The following is a 15,565-nucleotide window of genomic DNA, read 5'->3' as shown; positions in this document are numbered from 1 at the left end:
TTAACCCTTTAGATTTTTATGATGTTGCACTGTGGCAACTATTGCAGCTATTTTTGCAGACTCTGATTTTACGTTATTGGTATGATTACTCATTGGGGGTACATTTACAACTTTTTTCTCTTCTTGTGGAAAAATCTTTGTTAATATTATCCCTTGAGCTTTTAGGATTAGTATCATTATTGCTAAAAATGCAAATACTACTCCCATCCCCAAAAACATAAACTTTATTGACTCTGTTATTAAGTTTATCTCTTCCATATTATTCTCCGTGGTTACCACTTATAATTATCATCGTAATAATATATAAAAATTGCTTTAGTAATATTTATTTTTTAATAAGAAAGTTATCAAATTTTGAAATTTGATTTCTTAAATTTATAATATTTTCTCACCAATTTCATATATAAAGCCATCTATCTTTTTTATTATTCTTTTAAAATTATTTTTAGTTTCTTTAAATTTATTTGACATATAAATTCCTTTTATTTTTTCTAATTTTAATAAAAAATGAAATAAAACTTGAAAAATATTTCAATTTGTAATATAATTATAAAAAATATTTCACAAAGGTGTTTTTATGTTAATAGTTGATGAAATAATTGAAAAATTGAAAGATATTATAAGTGCTGATGGAAAATATGGAAGAGTGTTTGATAAGGATGTTGCAAAATCTCTTGAGTTAAGTCAGGCAAATTTTGCAACAATGAAAAATAGAGGAAAAATTCCTTATTCAAATATTTTGAATTTTTGTGCTAAAAAAAAGATTTCTATAAATTGGTTACTTTATAATCAAAATCCTGGTTCTTTAGTTGATACAACAGATAAATATTGGATTAAATATTATTCCTCTGTAAGTGTTAGTGCTGGAGGAGGAGCTTATGAAAGTGAAGATAACTATGAATCTTTGGAATTACCAGAATATTTTGTAAATATGTTAGGTGGAAAAGATAATTTAAAAAATATTGATGCAATAAATGTGGTTGGGGATTCAATGGAACCAACTTTAAATAGTGATAATATTATATTTGTTGATAAAACAAAAAAAGATGTTTCAAGAGATGGAATATATGCATTTACAACAACACATGGATTATTTGTAAAAAGAATTCAAAAAAGAGTTGATGGAAAATTAGATATTATATCTGACAATAAAGATTACCCTTCACAAATTTTAAATAAAGAAGATTTGATTATTTTAGGAAAAGTTATAAGCTCTTTTGGATTAGTTTACTAATCAGAAAAGAGTTAATTCTTTTTCTGTTCTCATAAGATATTCTGATATCTCTTTATAATTAAAACCTATTATATATATACCATTAAATCTATTGTTTTTTAATAAAGGCTTTAGTTCTTCAATATTAGAGATTATTAATATATCTTTATCATTAATATATATATTTGTATTTGAAATAAATAGAGTTTTTGCATATTTAAATTTATTATTGATATAAATTATTTCATCTTCATATAAACTAGTATCATTTTGACAAATTATAAATTTGTCACTTTTCCCAAATTCAACAATATTGATATTTCTATCTAAAAATATAGCTTTCATATTATTAAAAGATTTTAATTTTGAGAAATCTAAATTTTCATTTAAAAATGTAAAAACTTTCAGAAAATTTTCTAAATACAAACTTGAAATCTTAACTCTTGAATAATATATATTTTTATAGGAAAAAGTTGTTTCAAATAAAGAATGTTCTATTAAATTATCAATTTTTTCTAATTTAATATTTTCATCGAAATCTATGCTTTTAGGATAAATTTTATTTAAAATTGTTTCGTTATGAGAAATTAAAATGTCATTATCTTCAATATTATCTAAATATTTAAAAAATCCATCTAAAGAATTTGGAATTAATTTTATATTTTTATAAAAACTATTTGTGTAAATTTTTAATAAATCATAAGTTGATTTTTTACAATAATATGCTTTTAAATTTTTAGTAGAAAGTTTAAATCTAATTAATTTTATAATTGTTAAATCTATATTATTTACCTTTATCCAAGCTATTTCATTATCTATTATTGGATAATTTTCTTCTAAAATTATTGCAAAAGCACCATTTTTTATTGCAAGTTCTATATCATCAAGATTTTTTGTGATGAATAAATCACCTTCTTTAACTTTATTTACTTTTGTTTTAATTGAATATATAAAAGAGATTGATGGAGAGTTTAATAAACTTCCATCAACGATATCTAAAATAGATGAAATTTGCACTAGCTTATTTTTGTCCCTGATTTTTTTGGAGCTTCTGGTCTTAAAAGTGATAAGCCGTTTTCATCTTTGGCAGCCATTAACATACCTTCACTTAGCATTCCCATTAGTTTTGCAGGTTTTAAGTTTGCAACAACACAAGTTTGAGTTCCAATTAATTCTTCAGCAGAATAATACTCTTTAATTCCAGCAAGAATTTGTCTATTTTTTCCCTCACCTAAATCTACTTGTAGTTTTAAAAGTTTTGCAGATTTTGGAACTTCTTCTGCTTCAATAATTGTTCCAATTTTTAATGTAGTTTGGAAGAATTGATCAATTGTGATTAAATTATCATCTTCTATTTTTTCTTCTTTTTGAGTTTTAACTTCACATTCCGTTTTTGTTTCATCTGAACTTGCAGGTTGAGCTAATAAAACTTCTTCAATTCTTGGAAATAGTTGTTCAACTTTTGTAATAACAGTATCTTTTAATAATTCTTTATTTTTTATCAATTTATTAAAAGTTTCAGTATCAATATTTATACCCAAAGATTGAGCAATTATTTTAATTTTTTCAGGCATTACAGAATCTAAAAGTAGGGCAACTTTTGCCATAATATTTGTGATAAGTGCTACTAAAGCCATAGCTTCAGAAGTTTTTCCATCTTTCATTAAATTCCATGGTTCATAATCATTTATTGCTTTATTTGCAATAGTTAAAACTTTCCAAATTTCTTCAAGATATCTGTTTATTTGCATATTGTAAAGATAGTTTTCTAATCCATCTAAAATAGTTTGAACTTCATTTAATTCTTTTTTATGGAATTTCTCAACATCAATTGAGCTTACTTTATAATCAAAATATTTTCCACTCATTCCAGAAATTCTATTTAATAAATTTCCTAAATCATTTCCTAAATCTGAGTTAATTCTATCAATTAGAGCTTTTTGTGAAAAATCTCCATCTTGCCCAAATGGAACTTCTCTTAACATAAAATATCTAAATGCATCAAGTCCATAAGCATCAGCTACTTCTTTAGGATTTACTACATTACCTTTTGATTTAGACATTTTTTCACCATCTCTTGTCCACCAACCATGAGCTGTAATATGTTTTGGAAGAGGTAATTCCAAAGACATTAAAAATGCTGGCCAATAAATAGCATGGAATCTTAAGATATCTTTTCCTACAAGTTGTACATTTGCAGGCCAGAAATCCATATCTTTATTGTCAGTTCCATATCCTAAAGCTGTGATATAGTTCATAAGTGCATCTAACCAAACATACATAACATGTTTTGGTTCATTCATTGATTCTGGTAATTTTACTCCCCAATCAAAAGATGTTCTTGAAATTGATAAATCTTTTAATCCACTTTTTACAAAGTTAACTATTTCATTTTTTTTACTTCTAGGTAAAATGCAATCTTCATTTTCTTCATACCATTTAAGAAGTTTTTCTTCATATTTTGATAATTTAAAGAAATAACTTTCTTCTTTTACAATATTTGTAGCTCTTCCACATTCAGGACAGAATTGTTCATCTACAAGTTGTTTTTCTGTAAAAAATGTCTCACAAGGAACACAATAAAAACCTTCATATTCTCCTTTATAAATATCACCTTTTTCATACATTGTTTCAAAAGCTTTTTGAACACCTATTTTATGTTCTTCATCAGTAGTTCTTATAAATTTATCATATGTTATATCAAAATCATCCCATAAAGTTCTAAATTTACCAGAAATTTCATCCGCATATTCTTTTGCTGTTTTTCCTTTTGCTTCTGCACTTTGAGAAATTTTTTGACCATGTTCATCTGTTCCTGTCAAAAAATAAGTATTATGTCCCATAAGTCTAGAGTATCTTGCTAACATATCAGCAATGATAGTTGTGTAAGCATGACCTATATGAGCTACATCATTTACATAATAAATTGGGGTTGTGATATAAACATTTTTACAAGATTCTTGCATTTTTACCTCTTTTTTTTAAAATTCAAATCCACCGCCAGAACCTTTATTCATAGATTCATATACGGCAACGACATATTTTTTTCTTAATTGACATTCAAAAAATTGACTACAAGGAGTACAAGATTTTAAACTATTTGATTCTTGACAATTTTTCAATTCAACTAGCATTTTATCTAGTTTTAAATCCCATTCGTCAATTATAATTTCTTCGTGATCAGACATTTTTACTATAAACTTCTAAAACTCTTTTTATTTCAGTATTTGAACCAAAAAAACATGGAGTTGTGTCATGAATATGAGTAGTTTGCACTTCTAAAACTCTTTTAAATCCATCAACAGCTTGCCCACCAGCTTTTTCATAAGCTAATGCAAATGGGAAAACTTCAAATAATTGTCTTAATTTTCCTTTTGGTCTATCACTTGTTCCTGGATATGAGAATAATCCTCCACCTTTTAGTAATATTTGATGAAGATCTGGAACCATTCCACCAGAATATCTTAATCTGTAACCATCGTTGAAAATATCATCAATTAATTGTTTATGAAATGGTGCCCAACAGTTTTGAGTAGACCCAGGAGCATTTAATTTACCTTTTTCATTTAGTTTAATATTTTGAATAAATTTAAATTCACCATTTAATAATCTATACATTTTTACATCTGTTGTAGTTACAACCATTTCAACTCTTGGACCAAATACAACATAAACAGAAGCAACTATATTTTTTGCATTAAATTCATTTTCATAAATACCAAAAATTGAACCAACTGAAAGATTTACATCAACTAAAGATGAACCATCAAGTGGATCATAAGCAATTAGATATTTACCATTTTCATGTAAATCAACTATAGCTTCTTGTTCTTCACTAACTATTGCTTTAATACTTGGAATTTTTTTGAAAATATTCTCAATAATCTCATCACTTTCAATATCAAGTTTTAATTGAGTATCACCAGTTGAGTTTTCAGATTCACTTTTTCCTGTATCACCAGTTTCAATTAAATATTTTATTTTTATAGCTGATTCTTCAATTGCTTTAATTATTTCTTGCATTTTTACACTCTTTTTGCATTTTTATTTATCCAAAAGATTAAATCTTCTGGATTATTTAAATCTAATTTTTCAATATTGTTTGGAATATCATTTTCATCAATAGTTTCATCACAAGCAATTGCATCTGTTACATTAAAATAACTCTCATCTAATCTATCTCTAAAAATCGAAATTCTAGGAAGCTCTAAAGTTTTTAATCCTTCAACTAATAAATAATCAAAATCTTCAAAAAGTTCTATTAATTCATCAATTGTAGATGTAGATTTTTTAAATAAAGTTGTTTTATTTGGGCTTACAACTGCAACATCAGCACCCGTTTGAGAAAATTTAAAGGAATCTTTTCCTTCTCTATCAAACATAGCTTTATCTTTTGGATCATGTTTTACAATACATACCTTAAAACCTTGATCTTGAAGAATACTTGCAACTTTTACAATGGCTGTTGTTTTACCACTATTTGATGGACCTGAAAAGGCTACTACTAATCTTTTTTTATTCATAAGTCGGATTTTATCTAAATGATTGTTAAATTAAATTTAGTTTCAATAAAGAGATACTTTCTTCTTAATTTTTAATTGTTTGTATTCTTTTAAAATCAGGATAAACAAAAGCACTAAAAGGTATAAAAAAAATAAGAGTAAACCAAAATAATTTATTATTTTTATTTTTAAAATTATTTTTAAGAATAGACACAAAAGAATAAATCCAAGTTACTATATAATTTAATACAAATATAATCACGAAAATAAATAACTCAAAATAAAATAAAAGTGCCACTAAAATAAAACTTAATATTATTTGAAAAATCAAAAATTTTGGTTTATATTTTTCTTTAATATCTATATATCCTGAATTCATAATATTAGAATAAGTAACATCTGGAGAATTTTTTCTTAGACTACTTTGTAGTTTACCATGTATCTTGATTCTTTCTTTTTTATTCATAACTTTTCTTAATATTATATTTTATTTTTAATGCTATCATTTTTTTAATAATTTTTTATTGAAACAATAATAAAAATAATAAAAATTTTTTTAAAAGGCTAAAAATTGTACAATAAGTAATTACTTAGTAGGGAGAAAATGTGTTTAAAAATTTATTTTTATTGTTTTTATTATTTTTAATTACAGCATGTGGTGATAAAAATAGTGCATTTAGATATTTTGATAAGAAAGATATAGAAGCTAATAGTGTTCAGTTTACAAAAAAGGTTGATATTTTAAATAATGGTGAAGTTGAAGTAATATTTATTTCTACATATTTAAATAAAATAAATGATGAAATTTATAACGATGAAAATGAAAGTTTTTTGGTTTCAATATTTTTTACTAATCTTGAAGAACAAGATATTAATAAAAATGATTATGAGCTTTTATTGAATAAAAAAGAAGCTACTTTAATAGAAAAAATCGAAAAAGATGATGAAAGATTTAAAGGCTTAATGATGAAAAATTATTGGGGGAATTACTATTTAGTTAAATTTGATTCAATAACTGAAGGTAGAATTTCTTTAGAGTTATTTGATTCAAAATCTAGTAGGGCGATACTAAACTTTGAAAAATAGTTGATAGTGAAACTTTGTTTTCACTATTCAAATAGTTATTATAGATGTGATAATTAGCTAGAACTTTTTTCCCATATTCTCTTGTTTCACTATACGAAATCATTTCCATACTCAAAAAAGGTTCAAATTTATTTTTTTCTTTAAATAGACCTTTTTTTAATTGGGTTCTTGTATATCCTGCTCCACCATTGTATGCGTAAGCAATAAATAAAGGATTATTATCAAATTGTTTCATTAAAGTATCTAAATGAAAACTTCCATATTTTATATTTTTATTTGGAATAAATTGTTCATAGATGTTGTATTCCTCATTTAATTTTTTTGAAATATCAAGAGATAAAAATGGCATTATTTGCATAACTCCTTGTGCTGAAGAGAATGAAATAGAAGAGGGTATAAAATGACTCTCTTGTCTTGCTATAGAGTAAATCAATACTTGTTTATAAATATCATATTTTCCTACTATATCTCTATATGGAGTTATAAAATATTGTGTCTTATACTTATTATACCTTTCTAAAATATAAGCTAAATGTGGTATTGTATTTTTGTCAGAAAAAATTTCTTCATACTTTTTAAGTTTATTTTCATCTAAATTTTTTTTAGTATCTGATACTACTTCCATCCATTTAAAAGCATCATGAATATCAAAATTGCTTTTTTTATTTTTTATTTTAACATCATATACAATATTATTTGATTCTAAATTTAACAATTCTTTTGCATATAAAGTATAAATACTATTATCCCAACTATTTGATAATTCTTGTAAAAAAGATTGATCATTGTTTACTAAATATAGCCAAAAAAGAGATTTGTCTTTATCAGTTCTTAGATATGATTTTTTATAACTATCTAAAAAGAAACTATTAGCAACATCTAAATTATTGTTATTTATTGCATTAATTCCTAATAAAAAACTAATATGGGGAGCTAAAGTTTTATTATCTTTTAAAATAAAAAGAGATTTTTGTATATTTGAAAGTTTTTTATTATAAATAACATATCTTAAGAATTTTTCAAAATTTTTATCTTTATAAATTTCATTTATCAATTGAGGGGAAAAAGATTTATTAAAAAACTTAACTCTATAATTTTCACCCAAATCAAAAAATAATCTAAAAAATCTATTCATGTCAGATTTAATTAAAGAAGAAAAAGGGTCATTTGATGCGATTATCTTTAAATCATTTTTTAAAGTAGGGTAAGGATCAAGTTGACTTATAAAATATTCTAAATCTTTTTTTGAAATTTGTGTTGCTTCTTGAAGTGATAATCCTAATGCAATACATTTTGAATCTTCTTGTTTTAATTGTTCAATAGTTGCTCTATAACATTTTAAATCAATAGGAGCTTTTTTATTATATTTTTCATTAAAAACTTTTTTTAGTGTTGCGTTTGTTCCATTTCCCATTTCATAAGCAATTTTTGCATTTTCAAATGGTAAATTTTCTTGATTTAAATACTGTAAAATAAAAAAATCTTTAGCATAAGATTTTGGTTTTTGTTCCAACCATTCAAGAGTTACTCTAAAATCTTTTTGCAAAAAATCCGTATTTGATGCATTCGCATCAGAAAAATTCAATAATAAAAATATACTTAAAGTAAAAAAAGGTTTTTTCATAATTATTAAAAAGCTAAATTTCTAAGAAATGTTTCTAAAAAAATTAGTCCAAAAATTAAAATAATAGGAGCTAAATCCATTCCTCCAACTACTGTTGGTATATATCTTCGTATAAAAGCATAAGCTGGTTCTGTCAATCTATAAAGCATTTGTACTATTGGATTATAAGGATCTGGTCTTACCCAACTTAAAATGGCACTTATAATAACAACCCATTTATATAAAAATATGATACTTAAAATAACTGTAAATAGTGAACTCAATAAAGCATCTATCATTTTATAATTTCTCCTAAATAATTTTTAATTAAAGGATAAATATCTGAAATATTTGGACCATTGTCAACACCAGTTAAAATATATCTTAATGGTTTAAACAGATTTTTACCTTTTAATCCTGTTTGTTCCATTACATATTTTTTTAATTCTTCATAATCCTGAAAAAATGGTGCTTTTTGTAAACACTCTTTTAATTTTAAAAATTCTTCCTCAAAACCTTCACAAGAGTTTTTTGGTGCAAAAATTGGAGATATTTTTTCTTTTATCTCTTTTATTGTACTTGCTTCTTCTAAGAAAATTTTTCCAAGCTTTCCAATATCAATATCAGCAAAACCTAAAATTTTTGACAATCTCATTTCATCAAGCATTTCTATATGTTTTCTATTTATAAATCTTAATTTATCAATATCAAATTTTGCAGCACTTTTTGAAACATTTTCAATTTTAAACCATTCAATTGCTTCTTCTAAAGTAAAAATTTCAGTTGGAGTTTTATTTCCCATAAGTACAAGATAATTAGCAATTGCACTTGGTAAAAAACCTTGTTCAATTAGCCATTTAACACTACTTGCATCATCTCTTTTGCTCATTTTTTTACCAGTTTGAGCATTTAAAATAATTGGTAAATGAACATATTTTATCTCTTTATCATATCCTAAAGAGTTTCTAATATGTATTTGTTTTGGTGTATTTGAAACATGATCTTCACCACGAATAACCACAGAAATATCCATTAACATATCGTCAATTGCACAAGCATAGTTATAAGTTGGCGTTTTATCTTGCCTTAAAATAATAAATGAATCAACATCAAAAGGTGCATAATCAAAATCACCTTTTAAAAGGTCAGTAAATTTGATATTTTGTTCAGGTCTTTTGATACGTACTGTAAAAGGTGCATTTGTATTTAAAACTGTTTCATCAGATAAATTTTCACAAAAATCATCATATCTAAAAGGTCTTTTCTCAATTTCTGCTTTTTGTCTTAATTCATCAAGCTTATCATCACTACAAAAACATGCAAATGCCTTTTTTTGAGTCATTAATTGAAGAGCTATTTTTTGATGATATTTTAAAGCATCACTTTGATGAACAACACTTTTATATTCAATAGAAAAAAGATTTAATATCTCTAAAATTTCTTTGTCTTTTCCATCTATGTTTCGTTCTTTATCTGTATCTTCAATTCTTATAATCAAATCTTCTTTTAACTGTTTTGATACAATATAATTAAAAATGGCAACTCTTAAATTTCCAATATGCATATCACCTGTTGGACTTGGGGCAAATCTTAACAAAATTATTTCCTTACTATTGAGAATGTTAAATTATTTATTTCATTATGTGATTTAATATATTTATTTAAATCTTCGAGTTTTAAATTTTGAATTTTATCTAACTCTTTTTTTGCATAATCAGGTTCTAAACCTCTATAATAAAGAGTAAAAGCTCTATTTAATCTTTGAGCTAATGTTTCACTTCTTAAAGGTTCACTTCCTGTTAAAAAGTTTTTTGCAGCATCAAGTTCTTCTTGAGTAACACCATTTGTTACGAAACCTTCAATTATTTCTTCAACTAATTTAATAGCCTCATCTGAATTTTCATTTTTAGTTTGTAAATATCCACTAAAATAAGTGTGAGATTTATTAATAGAAATTGAACCATAAGCACTATATGCTAATCCTCTTTTTACTCTAATTTCTTCCATTAATCTAGAACCAAAACCAGCACCACCTAAAATAAATGAAGCAACTTTTGCTTTATAATTTTCTTCATCTTTTGAATCAATATTAAAAGAACTTCCAAAATAAATATAGGCTTGTTCAGTCTCTTTTAATAGTGTTTTTTTCTCTTTTTTAGAAGTGAATTTTACTTTTTTATTTTCAATTTCTTTTGATGATTTTATATTTTCTAAAGTAGATTTTATTAAATCTTCAAATTCTTCTAAAGAAAAATCTCCTCCTGCAACAATAATTAAATTTTCTAAAGATAAAGTTTTATTTAAAAAAGTTTCAATATCTTCTAGTTGAATTTTTGAAATAGTATCAACTGTTCCTGAAGCTGGATTTTCTAAAGCAGTATTTTTAAATAAAATAGATTTTAATTGATTACTTGAAACATAATCAAAATCATTTTCTTTTCTTTTTAATGCACCAATTTGTATCGTTTTTAGTTTATCTAAACTATTTTGTGTTAAATTTGGTGATTTTAATAAATCATTTAATAAATTTATAGCTTTTGAAGATTTGTCTTTTAAGCTTGAAACTTCAATTACAAAAGTTTCAAAACCATTCGAACTATTTATTGTAATTGCATTTTCATCAAGTTGTTCTGCAAATTTTGTTGCTCCCAACTCTTTTGTTCCTTCATTTAAAAGTTTTGAAGATAAACTTGCTAAGCCACTTTTATCTTCGTCTTGAATATAACCAGAATTCTTAAAAACTAATTGTAAATTTAAAATTGGTAAATTTCTTTGTTCTTCAAAAATTATAGGTATAGAAATACCTTTTATATCTATATGCTTTATTGTAGCACCCATTAAACTCCCTTGTAAAATTGCTATTATAATTAAGAAAAAATATTTTATTTTCATTAGATTTTAAAACCTTTCTAAAATCTCATAAGCTGTATTTCTTTTTGCTGGATATTCACCAATATCTTTTATCAATCTTATCATTTCCTCTTGATTCATTCTATTAGCAGCACCTGCTGCTTTTACAACATTTTCTTCCATCATAGTGCTTCCTAAATCATTTGCACCAAATTTTAAAGCTAATTGACCTATGTAAGAACCTTGTGTAACCCAAGAACTTTGCATATTTTGAAAATTATCTAAATATAATCTTGAAACAGCTAATAATCTTAAATATCTATTTGATGATTGAGGTTTGATTTCAGGATGTTCCTCAAGTAGTTTTGTATTTTTACCTTGAAAAGACCACATAATAAAGGCTCTAAATCCAGCTGTTTCATCTTGTAGTTTTCTTAAGTGTTCCCAATGTTCAACTATTTCTTCATCTGTTTCTACTGTTCCAAACATCATAGTTGCTGTTGTTTTCATACCAATTGAATGCGCAAGTCTATGAATTTCTAACCAATCTTTTGTATCCATTTTTTTAGGAGCAATTACATCTCTTACTCTATCAGATAAAATTTCAGCACCAGCTCCTGGAATTGAACTTAAACCTTTTGCTTGTAATCTTTTTAAAACTTCTAATTTTGAAATTTTTGAAATCCTTGCAATAAAATCAATTTCAATCGCTGAAAAGCCATGTATAGTGATTTGAGGATACTTCGTATGAATATGATTGACTAACTCTTCATAATAATCAATTTTCAATTTTGGATGAACTCCACCTTGAAAAAGTATTTGTGTTCCACCGATTGCTAATAATTCTTCTATTTTTTCATCAATTTCATCAAATTTTAAAACATAAGAATCTTCATCTTTTCCATGTCTAAAAAAAGCACAAAACTTACAATCAACCCAACAAACATTTGTATAATTAATATTTCTATCAACTATGAATGTAGTAATTTTTTCAGGATGTAACTCAGCTTTTTTATTGCTTGCCATTTGACCTAACTCTAAAAGGGATGCATTTTTTATTAAATTTAATGCATCTTCATTGGTAAGTCGTTTTTTCAAATCAACTTCAATTCTTTTAACCATTAAAAACTAGCTCCCAATGAGAATTCAAATGAAGATGTATCATCACCTGGCTTATCGTCAATTGGTTTTGAGAATATTAATTGTAAAGGTCCCATTGGAGAAATCCACTCTAATAACGCACCAGCACCTGAACGTTCTATTTCACTAAATGAATCTTTACCTATCATTCCATAATCATAGAATATTCCCCATCTCATTTTTGCACTTGGAATTAAAGGAAAACTCATTTCTGCTGAACTTGCCCACATTTTTGTATAAGGGTCTTGTTTATATCCTGATTCATTAGAAGGGAAAGCATAAGATTTATATCCTCTTAAAGTCTTTGGACCACCCATATATAAAGAATCTCCTTGATTTATTTGTCCATTATCAATTAAAACTCTCATTTGTGTTTTTAATCGTAAAACCCAATCAAGTTCTGTTAAGTCTTCTAAAGAATAAAAATATTTTATATAAGCACTAGGTTTTATATATTTAGAGTCTCCACCAATTCCTGCATATTCAGCCGAAATACCAGCTCTATATCCTTCTCTTGGAAAATAAAAATCATCTGTATTATCATAATTCAAATATGGAGTTATAGAACTTGATACATAATCTTGTGTTTCATATTTTTCACCTAATGCCGGATTATAGTTAAATGTAGGATCATATTCATAATTTTCATTTATAAAATCAAGCCTATATCTAGCTCCTGCATATAAACTTCTATAAAGTTGTTTTCCTAATGCAACTGAGAAACCTTTACTTTCAATAGTTGAATCGTATTTATCTCTGTAAATTTCTGATTCTGTACTATGAACTTCAAATTCTCCATTGTAATCACTATCATTAATTGCTGGATTTTTTAAACTTAATTCAAATCTATTAGATCTAGCTGATAAATCAGCACTTAATCCTAATGCTAAACCTGAACCAAAAATATTTACATCACTAATTGATCCATTAACCATGAATTTATCATAAGAACCATATCCTCCTCCTAGCATTAAAGAACCTGTTGGAGCTTCTGTTACTTTTACAATAATATCCATTTTATCATCACTAACTCTTTTTTCTTCAATTTGAACATCTTCAAAAAATCTAGAACGTTTAAGTTTATTTGTTGAATCTTTAAAATCTGTAAGATTATATAAATCTCCAGGAGCTAAATATACATCTCTTCTTATTACTCTATCTAAAGTTCTAACATTACCTGAAATTTTCACATCATTAATATAAACTTTTTTACCAGGTATTACATTATAAACAACATCAACTGTTTTATTCTCTTCATTTTTATTTAAATCAAATCTTACATCTGCAAATGCATATCCTTGATTAGCAACTTGAGTTTTTATATAATCTTGATCAGCTCTTAATTTTTTAATATTAAAAGTGTTTCCAATTATTAGTTTTAATTCAGGATAGATTGTTTCAGGATCAACTATAGAAGAATCTAAATATATTTTAATTCCAGTTGTTGTATATTTTTCACCTTCAGAGATAAAAAAATCTAGTTTTGCTTGATTTGAGGCAAAATCAATATCTAAAAAAGGTTCTTTAACTTGAGCATCTAAATAACCTCTTTCAAAATATAAATCATTTATTCTTCTTGCATCATATTTTAATTGATCAATTTTTACTTCACCATCATTTTGTCCAAACCACCAAGAAGCAAACTCTTTTTCTTTATTTGCTGTTACTAAATCAAAATCATCTGAGTCTAAACTATTAGCTCCGTGATAGTTTGCTTTATTAATAACAATTTCATCACCTTTGTTTACGTTAAATGTAAGTTTTAATGATTGTTCATTTATTTTTTCAACTTCTGTTTCAACTACTGAGTTTATATAACCTTCACTTTCAAGCATACTAAGAAGTTTTTCTTTTGCTTCCTTTACTTTTTTTTCAGTATACATAGAACCTTTTTTTAGCTTTAAAACTGTTTTTATAGTTTCTATATCTTCTGCTCTTGATTTATAACCTTTAATATCAACATTTGCAATCGAAGGTTTCTCTTTAAAAATTAATTTTAAATTACCATCATTATTAATAACTTGAATATCTTCAAAATAACCATATTTATAAAAACTTAATATTGCATCATTTAATTTATTTTCATCAAGTTTGTCACCAACATTCATATTTAAAGTTTCATTTAGAATTTGAGGGGAAATCTTATTTACATCTTTATATTCTATAGATTTTATTGTATTTGCACTTAGTGCAGCAGCACAAGCCAAAGATAATAGTACGACTTTATTTTTCACAACTATCCTTATTTTCATTATAGTGCATTAATATATCTAAATATAGTTTATATAAATATAAAGTAAGATATAATCTAATACTAATTTATTAAAAGGTTGTATTTTGAATATTGGAATTATTGGTTTAGGACTTATGGGAGGTTCTTTAGCAAAAGCTGTTAAAAGATATGGTATTGCAAAAAAAGTTTATGGATTTACAAACAGTGAAAGAAATAAAAAAGATATTTTGGAGTTAAATTTAGTAGATGAGCTTGTGGATTTAGATACTTTAAAAAAAGTTTCAGATGTTATTATTTTAGCTATTCCTGTTGATGCGATAATTAGTATGTTTCCAAATTTTTTAGATATTGATGAAAATACTACTATTATTGATATGGGTTCAACAAAAGAGTATATTGTAAAAAGTATTCCTCCTAAAATAAGAAAAAATTTTATAGCTGCACATCCTATGACGGGAACTGAAAAATCAGGACCAAAAGCCGCTATTGATGATTTATATGAAGGTAAAACAGTTGTTTTTTGTGATTTAGAAGATAATGGTAATTTACATGTAAATAAAGCATTTAAAATTTTTCAAGAAATAGGAATGAGAATAGTAGTAATGGATAGCTCTCAACATGATATTCATGCCTGTTATATCTCACATTTACCTCATATTATATCTTTTTCATTAGCTAATACAGTTATGGGGCATGAAGATCCAAAATCAATCATCGCACTTGCTGCTGGTGGATTTAAAGATATGAGTAGAATTGCAAAATCAAGTCCTAGAATGTGGAGTGATATTTTTAAACAAAACAGAACTAATCTTTTAGCTTCTATTGATTTATTTGAAGAACACCTTCAAACTGCTAGAAAAATGGTAGAAGAAGAAAATTATGAAAAATTAGAAGAGTGGATGAAAAAAGCAAATACTTTGCATGAGATACTATAAGTA

General features: G+C 25.3%; 16 protein-coding genes. 3 read left to right on the top strand and 13 right to left on the bottom strand.

What is annotated here, in order from left to right; translation table 11 throughout:
• Positions 1–258, bottom strand: a complete 258-nt coding sequence (locus AAQM_RS06450; protein WP_129095825.1) for an OadG family protein — start codon at positions 256–258, stop codon at positions 1–3.
• A 319-nt stretch (positions 259–577) separates the two neighbouring features.
• Here AAQM_RS06450 and AAQM_RS06445 point away from each other — a divergent pair, with 319 nt between their 5' ends.
• Complete coding sequence (locus tag AAQM_RS06445) at positions 578–1,234, top strand: S24 family peptidase (protein ID WP_129096265.1); 657 nt, start codon at positions 578–580, stop codon at positions 1,232–1,234.
• On the opposite strand, the gene AAQM_RS06440 is transcribed toward AAQM_RS06445, so the two are convergent.
• The 6 genes from AAQM_RS06440 to AAQM_RS06415 form a co-directional block, all read right to left on the bottom strand.
• Positions 1,235–2,230 carry a peptidoglycan synthetase gene (locus AAQM_RS06440; RefSeq protein WP_129096266.1) on the bottom strand — a complete coding sequence of 332 codons (996 nt, stop codon included), beginning with the start codon at positions 2,228–2,230 and terminating at the stop codon, positions 1,235–1,237.
• Positions 2,230–4,179: a methionine--tRNA ligase gene (gene metG, locus AAQM_RS06435; RefSeq protein ID WP_129096267.1), complete on the bottom strand. Its 1,950-nt coding sequence runs from the start codon at positions 4,177–4,179 to the stop codon at positions 2,230–2,232. Before metG ends, AAQM_RS06440 begins: the two co-directional genes overlap by 1 nt.
• Positions 4,180–4,194: 15 nt before the next feature.
• Positions 4,195–4,401, bottom strand: coding sequence for a hypothetical protein (locus tag AAQM_RS06430; RefSeq protein ID WP_129096268.1), 207 nt, complete (start codon positions 4,399–4,401; stop codon positions 4,195–4,197).
• Entirely contained in the window at positions 4,394–5,236 is an 843-nt protein-coding gene (locus tag AAQM_RS06425; RefSeq protein WP_129096269.1) for a class 1 fructose-bisphosphatase, read from the bottom strand. Before AAQM_RS06425 ends, AAQM_RS06430 begins: the two co-directional genes overlap by 8 nt.
• 2 nt (positions 5,237–5,238) lie before the next feature.
• Entirely contained in the window at positions 5,239–5,736 is a 498-nt protein-coding gene (mobB, locus tag AAQM_RS06420; protein WP_129096270.1) for a molybdopterin-guanine dinucleotide biosynthesis protein B, read from the bottom strand.
• A gap of 64 nt (positions 5,737–5,800) precedes the next feature.
• A complete protein-coding gene (locus AAQM_RS06415; RefSeq protein WP_171920666.1) occupies positions 5,801–6,181 on the bottom strand; it encodes a hypothetical protein in 381 nt (126 codons plus the stop codon).
• A 140-nt stretch (positions 6,182–6,321) separates the two neighbouring features.
• On the opposite strand from AAQM_RS06415, the gene AAQM_RS06410 reads away from it, so the two are divergent.
• The gene (locus tag AAQM_RS06410; RefSeq protein WP_129094218.1) at positions 6,322–6,801 is read left to right on the top strand and encodes a hypothetical protein; all 480 of its coding nucleotides are present in this window, start codon (positions 6,322–6,324) and stop codon (positions 6,799–6,801) included.
• Here AAQM_RS06410 and AAQM_RS06405 read toward each other — a convergent pair.
• From AAQM_RS06405 to bamA, 6 genes are read right to left on the bottom strand one after another with little or no spacing between them, the layout of a single operon-like run.
• Positions 6,770–8,425, bottom strand: a complete 1,656-nt coding sequence (locus AAQM_RS06405) for a lytic transglycosylase domain-containing protein (RefSeq protein ID WP_129094219.1) — start codon at positions 8,423–8,425, stop codon at positions 6,770–6,772. The genes AAQM_RS06410 and AAQM_RS06405 overlap by 32 nt on opposite strands.
• Before the next feature lie 5 nt (positions 8,426–8,430).
• Entirely contained in the window at positions 8,431–8,703 is a 273-nt protein-coding gene (locus AAQM_RS06400; protein ID WP_129094220.1) for a YggT family protein, read from the bottom strand.
• Complete coding sequence (gene gltX, locus AAQM_RS06395) at positions 8,700–10,001, bottom strand: glutamate--tRNA ligase (protein ID WP_129094221.1); 1,302 nt, start codon at positions 9,999–10,001, stop codon at positions 8,700–8,702. Before gltX ends, AAQM_RS06400 begins: the two co-directional genes overlap by 4 nt.
• A gap of 2 nt (positions 10,002–10,003) precedes the next feature.
• Positions 10,004–11,296, bottom strand: a complete 1,293-nt coding sequence (locus tag AAQM_RS06390) for a M16 family metallopeptidase (RefSeq protein WP_129094222.1) — start codon at positions 11,294–11,296, stop codon at positions 10,004–10,006.
• Between the two features lie 6 nt (positions 11,297–11,302).
• Positions 11,303–12,376, bottom strand: coding sequence for a dehypoxanthine futalosine cyclase (locus AAQM_RS06385; RefSeq protein WP_129094223.1), 1,074 nt, complete (start codon positions 12,374–12,376; stop codon positions 11,303–11,305).
• On the bottom strand, positions 12,376–14,646 hold the full coding sequence (gene bamA / locus AAQM_RS06380) for an outer membrane protein assembly factor BamA (RefSeq protein ID WP_129094224.1): 2,271 nt from the start codon (positions 14,644–14,646) through the stop codon (positions 12,376–12,378). The genes AAQM_RS06385 and bamA overlap by 1 nt, the downstream gene beginning before the upstream one ends.
• 85 nt (positions 14,647–14,731) lie before the next feature.
• Here bamA and AAQM_RS06375 point away from each other — a divergent pair, with 85 nt between their 5' ends.
• Entirely contained in the window at positions 14,732–15,562 is an 831-nt protein-coding gene (locus tag AAQM_RS06375; protein ID WP_129094225.1) for a prephenate dehydrogenase, read from the top strand.
• The last annotated feature ends 3 nt before the right edge of the window (positions 15,563–15,565 follow it).

This window comes from Arcobacter aquimarinus, from assembly GCF_013177635.1.
GTDB classification, from domain to species: domain Bacteria; phylum Campylobacterota; class Campylobacteria; order Campylobacterales; family Arcobacteraceae; genus Aliarcobacter; species Aliarcobacter aquimarinus.
Note: the sequence above shows the minus strand (reverse complement) of the source record. Positions and strands in the feature narration are given on the sequence as shown.